The sequence below is a fragment of the Streptomyces sp. NPDC058470 genome, from assembly GCF_042721055.1.
Lineage (GTDB): Bacteria > Actinomycetota > Actinomycetes > Streptomycetales > Streptomycetaceae > Streptomyces.
This window is the reverse complement of the sequence record NZ_JBHXMF010000039.1, coordinates 2,380-20,341: the sequence shown is the minus strand read 5'-3', so window position 1 is coordinate 20,341 and position 17,962 is coordinate 2,380. Positions and strand designations below refer to the sequence as shown.

The 17,962-nt window shown below is 69.3% G+C and carries 15 protein-coding genes; 11 read left to right on the top strand and 4 right to left on the bottom strand.

Annotated elements, in window-relative coordinates:
- Positions 1 to 50: 50 nt before the first annotated feature.
- Positions 51 to 626, top strand: coding sequence for a 5-formyltetrahydrofolate cyclo-ligase (locus tag ACFWP7_RS26705; RefSeq protein WP_384385800.1), 576 nt, complete (start codon positions 51 to 53; stop codon positions 624 to 626).
- Between the two features lie 66 nt (positions 627 to 692).
- On the opposite strand, the gene ACFWP7_RS26700 is transcribed toward ACFWP7_RS26705, so the two are convergent.
- Positions 693 to 3,446, bottom strand: a complete 2,754-nt coding sequence (locus ACFWP7_RS26700) for a penicillin acylase family protein (RefSeq protein WP_384385797.1) — start codon at positions 3,444 to 3,446, stop codon at positions 693 to 695.
- Positions 3,447 to 3,706: 260 nt separating this feature from the next.
- Here ACFWP7_RS26700 and ACFWP7_RS26695 point away from each other — a divergent pair, with 260 nt between their 5' ends.
- The 6 genes from ACFWP7_RS26695 to ACFWP7_RS26670 all read left to right on the top strand — a co-directional run bounded on the left by ACFWP7_RS26695 (position 3,707) and on the right by ACFWP7_RS26670 (position 9,652).
- Entirely contained in the window at positions 3,707 to 5,248 is a 1,542-nt protein-coding gene (locus ACFWP7_RS26695) for a potassium/proton antiporter (RefSeq protein ID WP_384385977.1), read from the top strand.
- Between the two features lie 314 nt (positions 5,249 to 5,562).
- Entirely contained in the window at positions 5,563 to 6,825 is a 1,263-nt protein-coding gene (locus ACFWP7_RS26690; protein WP_384385794.1) for an MFS transporter, read from the top strand.
- 68 nt (positions 6,826 to 6,893) lie between these two features.
- Positions 6,894 to 7,265, top strand: a complete 372-nt coding sequence (locus ACFWP7_RS26685) for an FmdB family zinc ribbon protein (protein ID WP_384385791.1) — start codon at positions 6,894 to 6,896, stop codon at positions 7,263 to 7,265.
- Between the two features lie 110 nt (positions 7,266 to 7,375).
- Complete coding sequence (locus tag ACFWP7_RS26680) at positions 7,376 to 8,245, top strand: S-methyl-5'-thioadenosine phosphorylase (RefSeq protein ID WP_384385974.1); 870 nt, start codon at positions 7,376 to 7,378, stop codon at positions 8,243 to 8,245.
- A 201-nt stretch (positions 8,246 to 8,446) separates the two neighbouring features.
- Positions 8,447 to 9,040: a hypothetical protein gene (locus ACFWP7_RS26675; protein WP_384385788.1), complete on the top strand. Its 594-nt coding sequence runs from the start codon at positions 8,447 to 8,449 to the stop codon at positions 9,038 to 9,040.
- Positions 9,041 to 9,181: 141 nt separating this feature from the next.
- A complete protein-coding gene (locus tag ACFWP7_RS26670) occupies positions 9,182 to 9,652 on the top strand; it encodes an MscL family protein (protein ID WP_384385785.1) in 471 nt (156 codons plus the stop codon).
- Positions 9,653 to 9,695: 43 nt separating this feature from the next.
- On the opposite strand, the gene ACFWP7_RS26665 is transcribed toward ACFWP7_RS26670, so the two are convergent.
- Positions 9,696 to 9,881, bottom strand: coding sequence for a hypothetical protein (locus ACFWP7_RS26665; protein WP_384385782.1), 186 nt, complete (start codon positions 9,879 to 9,881; stop codon positions 9,696 to 9,698).
- A gap of 202 nt (positions 9,882 to 10,083) precedes the next feature.
- Here ACFWP7_RS26665 and ACFWP7_RS26660 point away from each other — a divergent pair, with 202 nt between their 5' ends.
- The 4 genes from ACFWP7_RS26660 to ACFWP7_RS26645 all read left to right on the top strand — a co-directional run bounded on the left by ACFWP7_RS26660 (position 10,084) and on the right by ACFWP7_RS26645 (position 14,757).
- Complete coding sequence (locus ACFWP7_RS26660) at positions 10,084 to 11,328, top strand: low temperature requirement protein A (RefSeq protein ID WP_384385779.1); 1,245 nt, start codon at positions 10,084 to 10,086, stop codon at positions 11,326 to 11,328.
- Positions 11,325 to 12,365 carry a P1 family peptidase gene (locus tag ACFWP7_RS26655; RefSeq protein WP_384385776.1) on the top strand — a complete coding sequence of 347 codons (1,041 nt, stop codon included), beginning with the start codon at positions 11,325 to 11,327 and terminating at the stop codon, positions 12,363 to 12,365. The genes ACFWP7_RS26660 and ACFWP7_RS26655 overlap by 4 nt, the downstream gene beginning before the upstream one ends.
- Before the next feature lie 255 nt (positions 12,366 to 12,620).
- Positions 12,621 to 13,850 carry an Ig-like domain-containing protein gene (locus tag ACFWP7_RS26650; protein ID WP_384385773.1) on the top strand — a complete coding sequence of 410 codons (1,230 nt, stop codon included), beginning with the start codon at positions 12,621 to 12,623 and terminating at the stop codon, positions 13,848 to 13,850.
- Positions 13,851 to 14,007: 157 nt separating this feature from the next.
- Positions 14,008 to 14,757, top strand: coding sequence for a DUF6227 family protein (locus tag ACFWP7_RS26645; protein WP_384385771.1), 750 nt, complete (start codon positions 14,008 to 14,010; stop codon positions 14,755 to 14,757).
- Positions 14,758 to 14,790: 33 nt separating this feature from the next.
- On the opposite strand, the gene ACFWP7_RS26640 is transcribed toward ACFWP7_RS26645, so the two are convergent.
- Both ACFWP7_RS26640 and ACFWP7_RS26635 read right to left on the bottom strand, forming a co-directional pair.
- Positions 14,791 to 15,123, bottom strand: coding sequence for a hypothetical protein (locus ACFWP7_RS26640; RefSeq protein WP_384385769.1), 333 nt, complete (start codon positions 15,121 to 15,123; stop codon positions 14,791 to 14,793).
- A gap of 154 nt (positions 15,124 to 15,277) precedes the next feature.
- A complete protein-coding gene (locus tag ACFWP7_RS26635) occupies positions 15,278 to 17,398 on the bottom strand; it encodes a fructose-specific PTS transporter subunit EIIC (protein WP_384385766.1) in 2,121 nt (706 codons plus the stop codon).
- Positions 17,399 to 17,962 lie beyond the last annotated feature (564 nt).

Below are 17,962 nucleotides of genomic sequence, written 5' to 3'. Positions count from 1 at the left end.
GGGAGCCACCTGTGAGTCACGTCGGATCCAATGAAGATCATGACAAGCGAATGTTGCGGCAGGAATTCCTCGCGGTGAGAACCGGGTTGACGGCCGACGATGTGCGGGAATCCACCGCGGCTCTCGCAGCCCGCGCCCTGGAACTGCCCGAGTTGGCGCACGCGCGCACGGTGGCGGCGTACGTCTCGGTGGGGGGCGAACCCGGAACGCTCGCGCTCCTGGACGCGCTCCACGCGCGCGGGGTGCGTGTGCTGCTTCCCGTCCTGCTGGCGGACAACGACCTGGACTGGGGGGCGTACGCGGGAGCGGGCTCTCTCGTTCGTGTCCAACACGGCGGAAAGATGGCCCTCTTGGAGCCCGCGGGCGAGCGGCTGGGGCCCGAGGCCGTCCAGGAGGCGGACGCCGTCCTGCTGCCCGGTCTCGCCGTCGACGCGCGCGGTATGCGCCTGGGACGCGGCGGGGGCTCGTACGACCGCGTACTGGCCCGTCTGGAGCGCGCGGGGGCCGGTCCCGCACTGCTGGTGCTGCTGTACGACTCGGAGGTCGTCGAGCGGGTGCCCGGGGAACCCCACGACCGGCCCGTCCAGGCAGTGGTGACCCCGACGGGTGTACGGCGCTTCCGCTGACCTCCCCGGCCATTTGGAAAGGGGCCCTCCACGCGCGCGTGGAGGGCCCCTTTCGACGTCAGCGCGTCACGACGGTTTCAGTACCAGCGTGTCACTCGTCGAGTTGTCGACCGCCTTCTCCGAGAAGGACCAGTCCAGCAGTTGACCCTCGGCCCAGATGTCCGTCTGGTCGGTGTAGTGGGCACTGTAGGCGTGCCCCGAGGCACCGGTGAGGTTGATCCACTTGGACTTGTCGAGGTCTCCGAGGTTGACCACCATCCGCATGGACGGCACCCAGACCACGCCGTAGCCCCCCGCCGCGTTCCAACCGGTCGCGTTGACCGTCGCCTCGCCGCCGCTGAGCTTCCACGGGCCGCGGTTGAGCATGTACTGCACGACGTCGGGGCCGTCGACGCCCAGGGTCTGGTTCTTCAGGAACAGGCGGTGCAGCCGGCCCCAGTTCCAGGTGTCGATGTCCTTGCCGAGCTTGGCGGTCAACTCCCAGCGAGCGTCCGTCATGGCCCGGCGGAACAGCTCGTCACGGGTGTCGGTGGCCTCGTCGGTGCGCGTCGCCGGCGACTTCCACCAGTCGTTGTCCTCGTCGTCGATGATGTTGCGGACCACCTCGAACCAGCGATCGCCGCCGTCCGGCTGCGCCTGGTCCGCGGCGCGCTCGCCGCACTCGAGCACCGTCTGGTCCTCGTCCGCTGGACCTGTGGTGTCGACCGGGGCGACGTTCAGGCACTGGCCCTCTACCCGCAGCTCCTTGGGCAGCTTGTTGCCGAAGGCGAGCTTGAGGATGTTGCGCCAGACCGAGTTGAAGTAGGCGGCCGCCGCGGAATCGGCGTCCTGGGTGTAGTCCCAGCCCTCCAGGAGCTTCTGCGCCTCGCGGACGTCCGGGTCGTCGACGTCGATCTTGAGCAGTTTGGGCACCAGCAGCTTGGCGATCTCGCTGCTGTTGTCCAGCTGCATCTGGCGCATGTCCTCGGTCGAGATCTTGCCGCCGTCCTTGATCTTCGACTCGATCAGGTCGGTGATCCGCTGACTGCGCGTGCCGTAGCCCCAGTCCGTGGTGATCGTGTAGGGGTACTTGTCCTTGTCGATGACAGCCTGGTTGGCGGTCACGATGTAGCCGCGTTCCGGGTTGTAGTCGTAGGGCAGCTCGGCCTGCTTGATGTAGCCGGTCCAGTCGTACTTGGAGTCCCAGCCCGGTGCCGGGAGCGAGCCGTCGCCCTTGCCGCGCGTGGGGATCTTGCCGGGCAGCTGATAGCCGATGTTGCCCTGGGTGTCGGCGTAGATCAGGTTCTGCGAGGGCACGTCGAAGGACGCCGACGCGTCACGGAACTCGGTCCAGTCGGAGGCCTTGTCCAACTCGAAGACGGCGTCCATGGAGTTGCCCGGTTCCAGCGCGGTCCAGCGCAGCGAGATGCCGTAGCCGTCGCCGCGGTCGGGTGCCGCGGCGTTGACGGTGGCCTTCTGGCCGACCTTGACGAGTTCGTCGTTGCGGTCGGACAGCAGGGGCCCGTTGTCGGTCTCCCGGACGATGATCGTCTTGGACTCGCCGCCCGCGACCTTGATGGTCTCCTTGCGGGTCGTGAAGGGCTTCACCTTGCCGTCGACCTGGTAGCCGTCACCGGTGAGCTTCTCCAGGTAGAGGTCCGTGACGTCGGCGCCGGAGTTGGTCATTCCCCAGGCGATGTCCTGGTTGTGGCCGATGATCACGCCGGGCATGCCCGCGAAGGTGTAGCCGGAGACGTCGTACTGGCAGGTGGCCGAGAGGGTGGTGCAGTGCAGGCCCATCTGGTACCAGACCGACGGCAGCGAGGGCGACAGGTGCGGGTCGTTGGCCAGCAGTGGCTTGCCGGTGATGGTGTGGGCGCCGGAGACGACCCAGGAGTTGGAGCCGATGCCGTTGCCGTTCACTCCGACGGCCGTGGGCAGGTCTTCGAGAACGTTGTAGAGCCCCGACAGCTGGCTCTCCAGGTCCGCGGGCGCCGCGGTGTTGCCCGCGAGCCCGGTGCCCGCCGTGGAGCCCGTTGTGGTGGTGCCGTCGCCCTGGACGTACGACTCGGTGGCGCTGTCGTACTCGCCGTCCTGGACGATCGTCTCGTTGCGGCTGTACGGGTACTCCGGGTACAGGTCCTTGATCTGCTGCGGGCCCAGGCGGCTGGTCATCAGGGAACGGTCGATCTCGTCGTCCATGTTGCCGCGCAGGTCCCAGGCCATCGCCTTGAGCCAGGCCACCGAGTCGACCGGGGTCCACTCCTGGGGCTTGTAGTCGTTGCGGAAGCCGAGGGCCGCGTACTCCAGCGAGATGTCCTTGCCGTCCTTGCCCTTCAGGTAGGCATTGACTCCCTTGGCGTATGCCTGGAGGTACTTCTTCGTGGAGTCCGACAGCTTCGTGTCGTACTCCTCCTGCGCGACCCGGTCCCAGCCCATGGTGCGCAGGAACTCGTCGTCCTTGACCTGCGAGGAGCCGAACATCTCGGACAGCCGGCCCGAGGTCATGTGACGGCGCACGTCCATCTCGTAGAACCGGTCCTGCGCCTGGACGAAACCCTGCGCCATGAAGAGGTCCTCGTCGGAGGAGGCGTAGATCTGCGGGATTCCGTAGCTGTCCCGCTTGACGTCCACGGGTCCTGACAGGCCATCGAGGGTGATCTCGCCCGTGGTTTGCGGGAAGGAAGCGCGCACTGTGCTGACGGTCCAGAACCCGCCGAAGGCAATGCCGCCGATGACGGCCAAAACCAGGACGATCAAGAACAGTCGGGCTCTGCGCCCCTTCTTCCTGCCGGACTTGCCGGGCTTTTGGCCGGAAGAGGCGGTGGTGGTGGGGGGCATCGCTGTCCTTGCTGTCCTAACGCGAGCGGCAGGCGGGGCTGTGCATTTGACTGAGCGCTGGAGCAACCATAGGCGCAGGGCCCACCGCACCTTGACGCGGTGTCGGGTACCCGAACGGACGGGCGTTCGATCTTGCATCGGCGAGCGTCAAGAAAGCGTCAAGAGTTAGGTAAGGTAACGAAGTACTTGCACCGAAGTGCTCGGCTTCCGGTGTTCTGATCCGAGGGTTCCGATCCGCGTGTGCCGATCCGAGCTTTCCGATCCGCGTGTCCGGATTGACGAGAAGGGAACGGCCGCTGACTGTCCACCACCTCAACCAACTCCTGCTCGTGTGCTCGCTCGTTCTGCTCGTCGCGGTGGCAGCGGTTCGGATCTCTTCGCGCAGCGGGCTCCCGACGCTGCTCGTATACCTGGGCATCGGCATCGCGATGGGCCAGGACGGAATCGGCAACGTCCACTTCAACAACGCCGAGCTGACCCAGGTCATCGGATACGCGGCCCTAGTCGTGATCCTGGCCGAGGGCGGCCTCAGCACGAAGTGGAAGGAAATCAAGCCGGCCCTCCCCGCCGCCACCTCGCTGGCGCTGGTCGGAGTCGCGGTGAGTGTGGCGGTCACGGCCACGGCGGCCCACTACCTGATCGGCCTGGACTGGCGTCAGGCGCTCATCGTCGGGGCGGTGGTGTCCTCGACGGACGCGGCGGCCGTCTTCTCGGTCCTGCGGAAAGTCCCCCTCCCCACGCGCGTGACGGGCGTCCTGGAGGCCGAATCCGGCTTCAACGACGCCCCCGTGGTCATCCTCGTCGTCGCGTTCTGCACGGCGGGCCCGGTGGAGCACTGGTACGTGCTGCTGGGCGAGATAACGCTGGAACTGGCCATCGGCGCGGCCATCGGCATCACGGTGGGCTTCCTGGGGTCCTACGGGCTGCGGCATGTGGCACTGCCCGCCTCCGGCCTCTACCCGATCGCCGTGATGGCCATCGCGGTCGTGGCGTACGCCGCCGGGGCGCTCGCCCACGGCAGCGGCTTCCTCGCCGTGTACCTCGCGGCGATGGTGCTGGGCAACGCGAAACTGCCGCACTGGCCCGCCACGCGCGGTTTCGCCGAAGGGCTCGGCTGGATCGCCCAGATCGGCATGTTCGTGCTGCTCGGCCTGCTGGTCACACCGCACGAGATGGGCGACGACATCTGGCCCGCGCTCGTCATAGGCCTGGTGCTGACCATGGTGGCGCGGCCGCTCAGCATCGTGCTGAGCCTGCTGCCGTTCCGCCTGCCGTGGCAGGAACAGACCCTGCTGTCCTGGGCCGGGCTGCGCGGCGCCGTGCCGATCATCCTGGCGACCATCCCGATGGTGAGCGGCATCGAGCAAAGCCGTCGCATCTTCAACATCGTCTTCGTACTGGTCGTCGTCTACACCCTCATCCAGGGGCCCACGCTGCCCTGGCTGGCCCGCAAGCTGCGGCTCGGCGAGTCCGAGGGGCCCGCCGACCTGGGCATCGAATCAGCGCCCCTGGAGCGGCTGCGCGGCCATCTGCTGTCCGTCGCGATCCCGGGCGGATCGCGCATGCACGGCGTCGAGGTGGGCGAGCTGCGGCTGCCCGCGGGCGCCGCCGTCACACTCGTCGTACGCGACGGGAAGTCCTTCGTGCCGCTGCCCACGACCGTGCTGCGGCGCGGTGACGAGCTTCTCGTGGTGGCCACCGATCCCGTCCGGGACGCCGCCGAGGGGCGGCTGCGCGCGGTGGGCCAGGGCGGCAAGCTGGCCGGCTGGCTGGGACCGGCGGGCGCCCCAACCGAGCGCTGACCGGTCGGTGGCGTAGGACATCAAGGCGAACTGCACCCTAAGGGCCCATATGCATTCGCAGGCGAACAGTGCCGCGGTGCTGGGTTTCACAGGAACCGGATGCCTTCATCCCTGTACGATGAAGGCAGACTTCGATCAAATCAAAATCGAACTAACATCGAACCAACTCTGCCTGACGCAGAGCTGGCGCGACCGTATGGCGGCCGCGGTGCCCTTGCAGCGGGCAGCCGGTATCTACCGCAGTTCCGCGCAAGAGGACAGCTCTCGGCGCCCCCCGCACGGGCGCGCTACCAGGTGGCAGAAAGGCACGGGCCGTGGCATCCACGGTCACCTCCCGCCCCGGGTACGGACAGCTGCTGCGCACGCGCGGCGCCTGGACGTTCCTGCTCCCCGGCTTCGCCGCACGCCAGCCGTTCGCGATGCTGACCATCTCCATCGTGCTGCTCGTGCAGCACACCACCGGTTCGTACGGAGCCGCCGGCGCGGTCGCCGCCGTAACCGGTGTCTCCATGGCCCTCTTCGCGCCCTTCACGGGGCGTCTCGCCGACCGGTTCGGGCAGCGGGCGGTACTGATCCCGGGCGTCCTGGTGCACACCCTGTCGGGCCTCTCCCTGACCGCGCTCGCGCTGACGGGCGCCCCCTTGTGGGCCCTTTTCGCCGCAGCCGTGCCGACCGGCGCCTCGGTGCCGCAGATCGGCCCCATGGTGCGCGCCCGCTGGGGCGTGAAGCTCCAGGGCTCGCCCCTGATGACCACCGCGGCGGCCTTCGAGTCCGTCACCGACGAGCTGACCTTCGTGTTCGGGCCGCTGGTGGCGACCGCGCTGTGCACCACCGTGGACCCGGCCGCCGGCCTGCTCACCGAGGCCGCGCTGACCCTGATCGGTGGTCTCCTGTTCGCCGCGCAGAAGAGCACACAGCCCACTGTCGCCCGTGACGGGCACGCGCGCGTGGAGCACGTTTCGGCGCTGCGCGTCCCCGGTGTGCGGATTCTGATCGTGGCCTTCCTGGGCATCGGTTCCGTCTTCGGCGGCATGCAGGTCTCGCTCGCCGCGTTCAGTGAGTCCATCGGCGAACCCGGCCTGAACGGCGTCCTGTACGGCGTCTTCGCCGCGGGCAACATGGTCTCCGGCATCGTCTGCGGCGCCGTCGCCTGGAAGGTGGCCCCACAGCGGCGGCTCGTCCTCGGGTACGCGGCCCTCGCCCTCACCGCCTCCGGACTCTGGGCCGCCCACTCCGTGATCGTGCTCGCCGGGATCGGCCTCCTGGCCGGCATGTGCATCGCTCCGGCCCTGATCACCGGCTACACACTGGTCGAGGGTCTGGTGCCCGCCGACACCCGCACCGAGGCCTTCACCTGGCTGACCGGCGCCGTCGCGCTCGGCCAGGCGGCGGCCGTCACGGCCTCCGGACAGTTGGAGGACCGCTTCTGGGACGGCGCCGGTTTCCTGGTACCGATGGCCGGCACCACACTGGCTCTGATAACCCTTGTGGCCCTGCGATCACGACTGGCGACGCGGCCCACCAGCCGCACCGTCGCACGTGGCGTGGGTCACCGAGTGCCAGTGGCGGTGGACTGATCTCTCGGAATACGTCACTATGGACCGTCGTTAGCACTCATTGAGTGAGAGTGCCAGGAGGAAGACCAGTGCCGACCTACCAGTACCAGTGCACCGAGTGTGGCGAGGGCCTCGAGGCGGTGCAGAAGTTCACCGACGATGCCCTGACCGAATGCCCCAACTGCGGTGGCCGCCTGAAGAAGGTGTTCTCGGCCGTCGGCATTGTCTTCAAGGGCTCCGGCTTCTACCGCAATGACAGCCGCAGTTCGTCGACGAGCACCTCGCCGGCGCCGGCGTCGGCTTCCAAGCCGTCGTCGACACCTTCGACCTCTTCGTCGTCCTCTTCGGACTCGAAGTCGTCGGGTTCTTCGAGTTCGTCGGGTTCGTCGGGTTCGTCAGGTTCTTCGAACTCGAAGTCGTCAGGAACGGGCTCGTCCAGCAGTAGCAGCTCCGCCGCGTAGAACCTTGTTCTTACGGGACCCTGTCGTCGTTCTTACGGGACCCTGTCGTCGTACGACGACAGGGTCTTCGGCGTTTTCCGACCCGGGCTAGGGTGCCGTTCATGGCGAACATGGAGAACGCGCAGAGCCCTGCCGGAGAGCCGGCGGCGGACAGGGCCGAGATCGGGGTCATCGGCGGCTCGGGGTTCTACTCCTTCCTCGACGACGTGACCGAGATACAGGTGGACACCCCCTACGGGCCGCCCAGCGACTCCCTGTTCCTGGGGGAGATCGCCGGGCGCCGGGTCGCCTTCCTTCCCCGGCACGGCCGCGGCCACCATCTGCCGCCGCACCGCATCAACTACCGGGCCAACCTGTGGGCGTTGCGCGCCGTCGGCGCCCGTCAGATCCTCGGCCCCTGCGCGGTGGGCGGACTGCGACCCGAGTACGGACCGGGGACCCTGCTCGTACCGGACCAACTGGTGGACCGCACGAAGTCCCGCGCCCAGTCGTACTTCGACGGGCTTCCGCTGCCTGACGGCACGGTGCCGAACGTGGTCCACGTGTCGCTTGCCGACCCGTACTGCCCGGTCGGGCGCAAGGCCGCCCTCGAAGCGGCGCGCGGGCGGAAGTGGGAGCCGGTGGACGGTGGCACCCTCGTCGTCATTGAGGGACCCCGGTTCTCGACCCGTGCCGAGTCCCTGTGGCACCAGGCGCAGGGCTGGTCCGTGGTGGGTATGACCGGCCACCCCGAGGCGGCGCTCGCTCGCGAACTCGAGCTCTGCTACACATCGTTGACCCTCGTCACCGACCTCGACGCGGGGGCCGAGACCGGCGAGGGCGTCTCTCACGACGACGTCCTGAAGGTGTTCGCGGCGAATGTGGACCGGCTGCGGGGTGTGCTCTTCGACGCGGTCGCGGGACTGCCGGCGAACGGGACGCGGGACTGTCCGTGCACGACGGCGTTGGGCGGGATGGATCCAGGGTTCGCGCTTCCGTAGCGGGGGGGCGGGAGCGGACGCGAGGGGTGGGTGTCGGCCGGGGCCTTGGGGTTCGGGGCGGTTTGGGACGGGGGTGGAACTTCCCGTTCGGGTGAGGGAGTTGTCCACAACCCGTCGGTGGTCCACGGGCTCCGGCGGGCTCGGCCACGAGGCGTCATCGTGGGAGCGCAACCCGATCTCTCGTCACAGGTGGTGGTCACCATGGCACAGCTCGCTCCCCTCTCCTACCTCGCTACTTCCCTCGCGCCGGTAGTACGGCCGACCGACACGGATCCTGTACGTCCGCCGGGTGCGGACGCACCTCCGACCTGCGAGGTGCCTCACTTCGCGCCCGTGCGCGTACGCGGCGGGCGGTATCAGCTGCGGCGCCTGGCCCGGCACAGGCGGCGGGCCGTGGCCGCGGGGCTGGCGGTCACAGCGGCCGCGCTCATCGCGGCGAGCCCTGGCGACGCGGAGCGGGCACGGGGGCATCCGGCGAGCGCCGCCGCTTCCCCTTCCTCTTCCGCATCGGCTCATGTACGCGAACGGCGCGCGGTCGAGATGGTGACGGCGCCGGTGCGGATCGCCGACGCGGCCACGGTGCGGCTGCTGCGGCGGGGCGACCGGGTCGATGTGGTCGCGGCGGACACCGGCGTCGAAGCGGAGGTGGTCGCGGCCGGGGTCCGGGTCACCGAGGTCCCGCGGGTCGACGCCGACGAGACCGGGGCGCTGGTCGTCCTGTCCGTCCCGCGCACCACGGCGGCGCGACTGGCGGGCGCGAGCGCGACCTCACGGCTGGCGGTGACGCTGTGCTGAGTAATGCGGCCGGTGGGGACGCCGTGAGTGAAGAATCGGTGTCAAGTCCCTCGTTAGAGCTACCGAATTGGACAGGCACGGCACGCCCTAACGTAGGTTGCGGAGCTGTTTGTTCCACAACTTGTGCAGAGGGGCCCCTCGGTGAGCGAGAAGAAGAAACCCAGTGTCCTGGACGGCTTCAAGGCCTTTCTGACGCGGGGAAACGTCGTCGATCTGGCAGTCGCGGTCGTCATCGGCGCGGCCTTCACCAACATCGTCAACTCGGTGGTGAAGGGAGTCATCAACCCGCTGGTGGGTGCGTTCGGCACGAAGAATCTGGACAGCTACAGCTCCTGCCTCAAGTCCCCCTGCACGGGCACGGGCGACACCGCGACGGGCATCCGGATCATGTGGGGTTCAGTGCTGGGCGCCACGCTCAGCTTCGCGATCACCGCAGCCGTCGTCTACTTCCTGATGGTCCTGCCCATGTCCAAGTACCTGGCCCTGCAGGCGGCCCGCCAGAAGGCGAAGGAGGGCACGCAGGAAATGATGGAGGTGACCGAGCTGGAGGTGCTGAAGGAGATCCGCGACGCCTTGGTGGCACAGCGCGGTTCGGGGCACAGCGAGGACTAGCGGGGGCTGTCTGGGCCGGGGTCCGGACGTGGTCGCGCGCGGCTCAGATGTGGTGGGGCGGCTTCTCGTCGAGGAAGCGCTTGAGGTCGGCCGCGCTGTCGCCGTCGCCACCGGGCCGCTCGCCCCACCCGCGGTCCGTGTCGTCCGAGGACTGCTGGCTCAGCGGGTCGTCGAAGACCAGCGCGGCGGGCTTGGGATCGCGCGGTTCGGGGGCGGAAGCGGTGCTCATGCCTCCAGGGTACGCGGCGGGGGCGGCGACCCACCCCGGCCGAACCGGGCGCCCCACAGGGTCGACTGGCGTGGAACCGCCGACAGACGCCGAGGCAAGTGGGTCCCACGGCCCCGGCCCCTCCCCCGCGGATACCGGACCCCAGCCTGCTTGTGATCACATTCACAAGAATTTCCGGAACTTTTCTGCTGTGCTTGGCCGTATGACGTCCCGTTCCGCTTCCGAATCCGCTGCGACGCCACGGCCTACCGGTCGCGGACCGTTGTGCAGAATGACCGCCCGCGGCCGCGACGAGGCGCACCGGGTCGCGTCGCCGCTGGAGCTCTTCTTCGACCTGTGTTTCGTCGTGGGCATCGCCCAGGCGGGCGTCCAGCTGGTGCATGCCGTGGCCGAGGGGCACGCGGGTGAGGGCATCCTCACCTACGCGATGATCTTCTTCGCGATCTGGTGGGCCTGGATGAACTTCACCTGGTTCGCCTCGGCGTACGACAACGACGACGCGCTCTACCGGGTCGTCACGCTGGTGCAGATCGCCGGCGTCCTCGTACTCGCCGCCGGAGTGTCGCGGGCGTCCGGCGACCACGACTTCCTGGTCGTCTGGCTCGGGTACGCGATCATGCGGTTCGCGATGATCGCGCAGTGGCTGCGGGTGGTGCGGTCGACGGAGGGTGCCGAGAGGACGACGGCACTGCGGTATGCGGGCGGCGTGCTGCTGTGCCAGGTCGGCTGGCTGGGGCTGCTGGTCCTGCCGGAGCACGGGCGGCCCTGGGTGTTCCTGGTGATGGCCCTCGCCGAGTTGTGTGTCCCGGTGTTCGCGGAGAAGGACTTCGCGACGTCCTGGCATCCGCACCACATCTCCGAGCGGTACGGCCTGTTCACGATCATCGTCCTGGGCGAGACGATCGCCGCGGCCACGGTCGCCGTGAAGTCGGGTGTGGACGAGAACGACGCCCTCGGAGAACTGCTGCCGATCGCCGCGGGCGGGCTGCTGATCGTCTTCTCCGCGTGGTGGATCTACTTCGTGGTACCCATCCACGGGCATCTGCGGTCCAACAGACAGTCGTTCCTGTGGGGTTACGGCCACTACCTGATCTACGCGTCGGCGGCCGCGATCGGCGCGGGACTCGAAGTGGCGGTCGAGCAGGCGGTCGGAAAGGCGCACATCTCGACGCTCGCCGCGTCCTCCGCCGTGACGCTGCCGACGGCGCTGTATCTCCTCACCGTCTGGGTGCTGCATTCGCGCTACTTCAAGGTGGGCATCGCCCAGCAGGCCGTCCTGCCGACCACCGCCCTGCTGGTCATCCTGTGCACGTTCCTGGGCGACCGGGCGGTGCTCGCGGCGGGCATCGTATCGGCGCTGGCGGTGGCGGTCGGGGTGACGTTGACGGCGCGGTTGGTCACGCGGGAGGCGGCAGGGGGCGCGAAGCGGGAAACACTGTCGCCATGACAGTTGACGCTCTGACGGATGTCGCGGGTCTGCGAGTGGGGCATGCGACGCGTACCGGCGGCGGTTGGCTCACCGGCACCACGGTCGTACTCGCCCCTCCGGGCGGCGCCATCGCGGCCGTGGACGTGCGCGGCGGCGGGCCGGGCACCAAGGAGACCGACGCGCTCGACCCGCGCAACCTGGTGCAGAAGGTCGAGGCGGTCGTACTGACCGGCGGCAGCGCGTACGGGCTGGATTCGGCGTCCGGTGTGATGGCCTGGCTGGAGGAGCGCGGGCGCGGGGTGCGGGTGAGTTCCGATCCGGCACACGTCGTGCCGGTCGTTCCCGCCGCGTCGGTCTTCGACCTGGGGCGCGGCGGCGACTTCCGGGCCAGGCCGGACGCGTCGACGGGCCGCGCGGCGGTCGAGGCGGCCGCCGCGAGCGAGCCCGGCGCTCCGGTGCGTGAGGGTTGCGTGGGCGCCGGTACCGGGGCGGTCGCCGGGATGCTCAAGAGTGGGATCGGCACCGCGAGCGTCGTGCTCGCCTCGGGGATCACCGTGGCCGCGCTGGTGGTGGTCAACGCGGCGGGGTCGGTGGTGCAGCCGGAAACGGGGGCGCTCTACGGGGAGCTGATGCAGGGGCGTACGCCGTATCCACCCGCCGAGGTGCACGAGGCGGCGCAGCGGCGGCTGGCCGAAACCAGCGCGAAGAACGGCTCTCCCCCGCTGCACACCACGCTCGCGGTCGTCGCCACCGACGCCGACATCACGCGCGCCCAGGCGCAGAAGCTCGCGGGCACGGCGCACGACGGCATCGCGCGCGCTGTGCGTCCGGTGCATCTGCTGAACGACGGGGACACGGTGTTCGCACTGGCCACAGGCGCCCAGCCCTTCGCCGACCCGCATCCCCTCGCCCTCAACGACATTCTTGCGGCGGGCGCGGACCTGGTGACGCGGGCGATCGTACGGGCGGTGCGGGCGGCGGAGTCGGTGGACGGGGCGGGAGGGGTGTGGCCGACGTACGAGGAGTTGTACGGGAGACGGGGGCGGCGGGGGTAACCACCCGGAGCTTGGATGGCTGGGGCGGCGCGAGGCGCGAGGCGCGAAACGTGGAGGGTGGAGGGTGGTAGGGCGGTAGGGCAGGGGCGGGCCGGGATTTCCGCGTTGGGTTTTGTCGCCAGGGCTTGGGGGATTGTCGCGGTTCTGTCACGTGATGGTGTTCACGGCGGACGGAGGGAACCCTTCCCGCCGCCGCTCGCTCTTTCTCGACGTAGTGGAGCGGATCACCCACATCACGAGAATCTGGAGCAGCCCGTGGCAACGCCGGACAAAACAGCGCGGCGCGCACTGGGGGCCTGTGCCGCCCTGGTGGTCGGCGCCCTCACCCTCACCGCCTGCGGTGGCAGCGCGAAAGCGGACAGCAAGGACGGCAAGGACGCGGGGAGCGGCGCGAGTTCGGCCAAGTCGTCCACGGCGACCCTGGTCATCTCGGCCAAGGACGGTTCGACGGGCGCGTCGATCAACGCGACCGGCGTGAAGGTCAGCAACGGCAAGCTCACCGACGTGAAGATGACGGTGTCCGGGACGGGGGCGGCCGTAGCCGGGGCGATATCCGCGGACGGCCGGTCCTGGACGCCGAAGGAGCAGTTGGAGCGCGGGACGAAGTACCAGATATCGGCCACAGCGAAGGACGCGAGTGGGCGCACCGCCGCGGCCAACTCCATCTTCACTACGGTCACCTCGAGCAACAGCTTCATTGGCACGTACACGCCCGACAACGGCACCAAGGTCGGCGTCGGGATGCCGGTCTCGTTCAACTTCGACAAGGTGATCAGCGACAAGAAGGCCGTGCAGTCGCACATCACGGTGTCCTCCAGCAGCGGGCAGCAGGTGGTGGGGCACTGGTTCGGGACGCAGCGGCTCGACTTCCGGCCCGAGGAGTACTGGAAGGCCGGTTCCAAGGTCACGATGAAGATCGACCTGGACGGAGTCGAGGGCGCGAACGGCGTCTACGGGGTGCAGGAGAAGACCGTCACCTTCACCATCGGGCGGTCCCAGGTGTCCACGGTCGACGTCAACACGCAGACCATGACGGTCGTACGGGACGGAAAGACCCTCAAGAAGGTCCCGATCTCGGCGGGCAGCCCGGACCACACGACGTACAACGGGCAGATGGTGATCTCGGAGAAGTTCGTGCAGACGCGGATGAACGGATCGACGGTCGGTTACGGCGGCGAGTACGACATCCCGGATGTGCCGCACGCGATGCGTCTGACGACTTCGGGGACGTTCATTCACGGCAACTACTGGTACAACAAGGGCAATCCACCGTTCGGCCGGGAGGGCACCAGCCACGGCTGTGTGGGGCTCGCCGATGTGCAGGGCGCACAGGGGGACACCAGCGCCAAGTGGTTCTACGACAACTCCCTCGTCGGGGACGTCGTGATCGTCAAGAACTCCCCCGACAAGACCGTCGCGCCGGACAACGGGCTCAACGGCTGGAACATGTCGTGGAGCGCCTGGACCACCGGAAGTGCCGTCTGACGAGGGCTTTTTGCCTCGCGGGTGGGTCGTGCGGGAACTTGCCGCGCGGCCTGCCCGTTTTCCGGCCGTACGTTTTCTCGGTTCGCGGACATGATGTCCGATCGAGGGGCTACGGTATGCACCCACAAGGTGACATGCAGCAACGCCGGGAGAAACCTTGAGCGTTCCGTACGAGACAGCAGCGTACGAACCACCCGAGTCGCCCGAGTCTCCGGAGGAGCATCTCGCGCGACTCCTTGGTCGTGCCCTGAATTCCTTCGAACTGCCGGACGAGACGATACGGCGGCTCGACTGTGCGCTGGCGCACGACAGTTCGCTGCACTCCGCGCACCACAGCGCGGGGCTGCATCGCGAGACGTACCGACACACCTGGCTGCTCGCCGACGGCTCGGCGGTCACACTGTGGGAGCTGGTGCACAACACGGCACCCGGCAGCGATCCGGAGCACGAGGTGTACGTCGACGACGAGGAGCTGCGCGCCGCCACGGACCGGCTGCCGCTGCCCGCGGACACACCGGACTTCGAACTGGCCGTGCTCGTACACCTGTCGCCGTTCCCCGAGCCGCGCCACGAGTACGTGCCCGACGACTCGGCGGATCACGCACGAAGGCTGTTACGGCGGGCCGAGAATCCGGATCAGCCGGAGGCCGACATCGCAGCGCTGCTGACACGCGAGGCGTGCGCGCACCAGATCACCCAGGCCTTCGGCCGCCCCTGCCGGACAGGCCGGCCGGGGATGTCCTTCTCGCTCTACGAGCACGCGTTCCTGCTGCGTGACGGGCAGGAGATCTCCCTGTGGGAGGTCGAGCACACGGCGACGCCCGACCGGCGGCACATGTGCGAGGTGTACGCCACGGAGGGCGCGGCGCGTGACGCGATGGAGCGGCTCGCGGCTCGGCTCAACTGACACCCACGGAGTCAGTGGGTCACCGGAGGCCGTCTACGGACGGCTTTCGCTGAACTGACGTACCAGACCGGCAAAAGCGGCGTGCTCCTGCGGGGTCAGTTCGACGGGCGCCGTGTCGGGACCGGCCCGTCGTTGGCGGGGCATCGCCCGGAGCGCGTCGCTATGAGAATGGACCGCGTCACCGTGAGGCTGGAGCGCGTCGCCGTGGCGCCGGAGCGCGTCGCCGTGGCGCTGGACCGCGACTTCGGAGCGGTCACGGCCCCGACCTCCGCGCAGGAGGCGTACCAGCCCGACAACCCAGATGACCGTCGCCAGGGCGAGGGCGGCCGCACCTGTGAGCTGAAGGATCGACACTTGCTCGGGCATACTCCCCAGTAGACACCACGGTCCGGGACTTTAGTCCCGGACCGTGACGTATATCGCAGATGCGGCGAACAGCTCACAGATGCAATAAATGGATCACAGATGCAGTGAACTGCTCACAGGCTCCCTAAAGGGGCAGGCGGCCGGTGGTTGGCGTTCAGGCTGCTGCCACCGGCTCCTCGTGCTCGGCCTTCGCCGATATCGGAGCGTCGGCGACCCCCGTACCCGTGCCCTCGGGGGCCTGCTTGCGCATGCCCTTCAGGACGACCACCAGGGCGGTGGTGACGCAGACGCCCGCGGCGATGGCGACGAGATAGAGGAACGGGTTGCCGATCAGCGGGACCACGAAGATGCCGCCGTGCGGGGCGCGCAGGGTGGCGCCGAACGCCATCGACAGGGCGCCGGTGACCGCGCCGCCCACCATGGACGACGGGATGACCCGCAGCGGGTCCGCCGCGGCGAACGGGATCGCGCCCTCCGAGATGAAGGAGGCGCCAAGGACCCAGGCTGCCTTGCCGTTCTCGCGCTCGGTCTGGGTGAAGAGCTTGGCGCGGACGGTCGTGGCCAGGGCCATGGCGAGCGGCGGGACCATACCGGCCGCCATCACCGCGGCCATGATCTTCATCGCCGAGTCGCTGGGGCTCGCGACCGCGATGCCCGCCGTGGCGAAGGTGTACGCGACCTTGTTGACCGGGCCGCCGAGGTCGAAGCACATCATCAGGCCGAGCAGGGTGCCGAGCAGGATGGCGTTGGTGCCGGTGAGGCCGTTGAGCCAGTCGGTCATGCCCCTCTGCGCGGAGGCGATGGGTTTGCCGATGACCACGAACATCAGGAACCCGACGATCGCCGCGGAGATCAGCGGGATCACCACCACCGGCATGATGCCGCGCAGCGCCTTCGGGATCCTGACCTTCTGGATCCCGAGCACCACGGCACCGGCGATGAGACCGGCGGCCAGACCGCCGAGGAAGCCCGCGTTGATGGTGAGGGAGATCGCGCCGCCGACGAAGCCGGGGACAAGACCTGGCCGGTCCGCCATGCCGTACGCGATGTAGCCGGCGAGGACGGGGACCAGGAAGCCGAAGGCCACGCCGCCGATCTGGAAGAACAGCGCACCCCAGCTGTCCGCCTGCAGCCACATGAAGTGGTCCATGACGGACGGCGCCTTGTTGACCTGGTAGCCGCCGATCGCGAAGCCCAGGGCGATCAGCAGACCGCCCGCGGCGACGAACGGCACCATGTAACTCACGCCGCTCATCAGCCACTTGCGGAGCTTGCTGCCGTAGCCCTCGCCGGACTCGCCGGTGCGCTCCACCGGCGTGCCGGGCGCGGAGCCCGCGGAGACCTCGCCGCGCTCCGCCTTGCCGCGGACCTCGGAGATCAGCTCGGCGGGGCGGTTGATGCCCGCCTTCACACCGACGTCGACGGTCGGCTTCCCGGCGAAGCGGTCCTTCTCCCGTACGGGCACGTCGTGCGCGAAGATCACGCCGTCCGCCGCCGCGACGACCGCCGGGTCGAGCCGGGTGAAACCGGCGGAGCCCTGCGGCTCGACGACGAGTTCGACACCGGCCTCGCGTCCCGCGTTCTCCAGCGACTCGGCCGCCATGTACGTGTGCGCGATGCCGGTGGGGCAGGAGGTGACGGCGACGATACGGAACGGGCGCTCGTCGGAGGTGGCGGTGGCGCCCGGCGCCGGGGCGGGGCCGTCCGCGACGGTCGCACCCGGCGCCGGGGCCGCGCCGTCCGTGGCGGGGTCGGCGGAGGCCGCCGCGTTCGACTCCGCCGCGGAGTCATCGGAGTTGTCGGAGTTATGGGAGGCGGCGGCTGTCGCCTCGGGCTCGTCCCCGCGGATGAGCGCGGCCGCGGCCGCCGCGTCGTCCACCGACCGCAGCGCGCTCGTGAACTCGGCGTTCATCAGATGCCTGGCCAGGGACGACAGCATCGTGAGGTGGGCGTCGTCCGCGCCCGCGGGGGCGGCGATCAGGAAGATCAGGTCGGCGGGGCCGTCCGGCGCGCCGAAGTCGACCCCGGCCGCGCTGCGCCCGAAGGCGAGCGTCGGCTCGGTGACGTGTTCGCTGCGGCAGTGCGGGATGCCGATGCCGCCGTCGAGGCCGGTCGGCATCTGGGCCTCACGGGCGGCCACGTCGGCGAGGAAGCCGTCGAGGTCGGTCACCCGGCCCAGGGCCACCATGCGCTCGGCGAGGGCTCGTGCCGCCGCTTCCTTCGTGTCGGCGGACAGGTCGAGGTCGACCAGGTCCGCGGTGATCATCTCGCTCATCGCGGGCTCCTTCGCACGCGTATCGCCCGGGGGACGTCATGGGCGGGGGCGGGGACGGGGGTGAGTGCGGGTGTGAGTACGCGTATGCGTACGGGGGTGAGGACAAACCTCAGGTGAGGTGCTGGCCTGGTGGTGGAGGCAGGACCGGGGGAGCCCCGCCTCCACCACCCGGCGGCGGGACCGGGCCGGCCCCGTCGTCGTATGGCTGCGGCGGGGACGGGGAAACCCCGCCGCTTCAGGGCCAGTTCAGGGGGTTGGGGGCGGGTGGATGCGGGGCGGGTGAGTACGGAGACGGTGGGTGCGAGGCCGGTGAGTACCGGGCCGGTGGATACGGGACCCTTGTGCCCGGGGCCGGTGGGTACGGAGCCCGCCTGCCCGGGGCCGGAGAGCACGTAGCCGGTGGGTACGCGACCCACCCGCCCGACGCCAGTAAGCCCCGGGCCGGTGGATACGGGACCCCCGTGCCCGGGGCCGGTGGATACGGAGCCCGCCTGCCCGGGGCCGGAGACCACGTAGCCGGTGGGTACGCGACCCACCCGCCCGACGCCAGTAAGCCCCGGGCCG

Bases quoted from the DNA above. Each gene is read 5' to 3' on its own strand.
- ACFWP7_RS26705 (WP_384385800.1), top strand. From the start codon at position 51: ATGTTGCGGCAGGAATTCCTCGCGGTGAGAACCGGGTTGACGGCCGAC.
- ACFWP7_RS26700 (WP_384385797.1), bottom strand. From the start codon at position 3,446: ATGCCCCCCACCACCACCGCCTCTTCCGGCCAAAAGCCCGGCAAGTCC.
- ACFWP7_RS26680 (WP_384385974.1), top strand. From the start codon at position 7,376: ATGGAGAACGCGCAGAGCCCTGCCGGAGAGCCGGCGGCGGACAGGGCC.
- ACFWP7_RS26675 (WP_384385788.1), top strand. From the start codon at position 8,447: ATGGCACAGCTCGCTCCCCTCTCCTACCTCGCTACTTCCCTCGCGCCG.
- ACFWP7_RS26665 (WP_384385782.1), bottom strand. From the start codon at position 9,881: ATGAGCACCGCTTCCGCCCCCGAACCGCGCGATCCCAAGCCCGCCGCG.
- ACFWP7_RS26660 (WP_384385779.1), top strand. From the start codon at position 10,084: ATGACGTCCCGTTCCGCTTCCGAATCCGCTGCGACGCCACGGCCTACC.
- ACFWP7_RS26655 (WP_384385776.1), top strand. From the start codon at position 11,325: ATGACAGTTGACGCTCTGACGGATGTCGCGGGTCTGCGAGTGGGGCAT.
- ACFWP7_RS26640 (WP_384385769.1), bottom strand. From the start codon at position 15,123: ATGCCCGAGCAAGTGTCGATCCTTCAGCTCACAGGTGCGGCCGCCCTC.
- ACFWP7_RS26635 (WP_384385766.1), bottom strand. From the start codon at position 17,398: ATGAGCGAGATGATCACCGCGGACCTGGTCGACCTCGACCTGTCCGCC.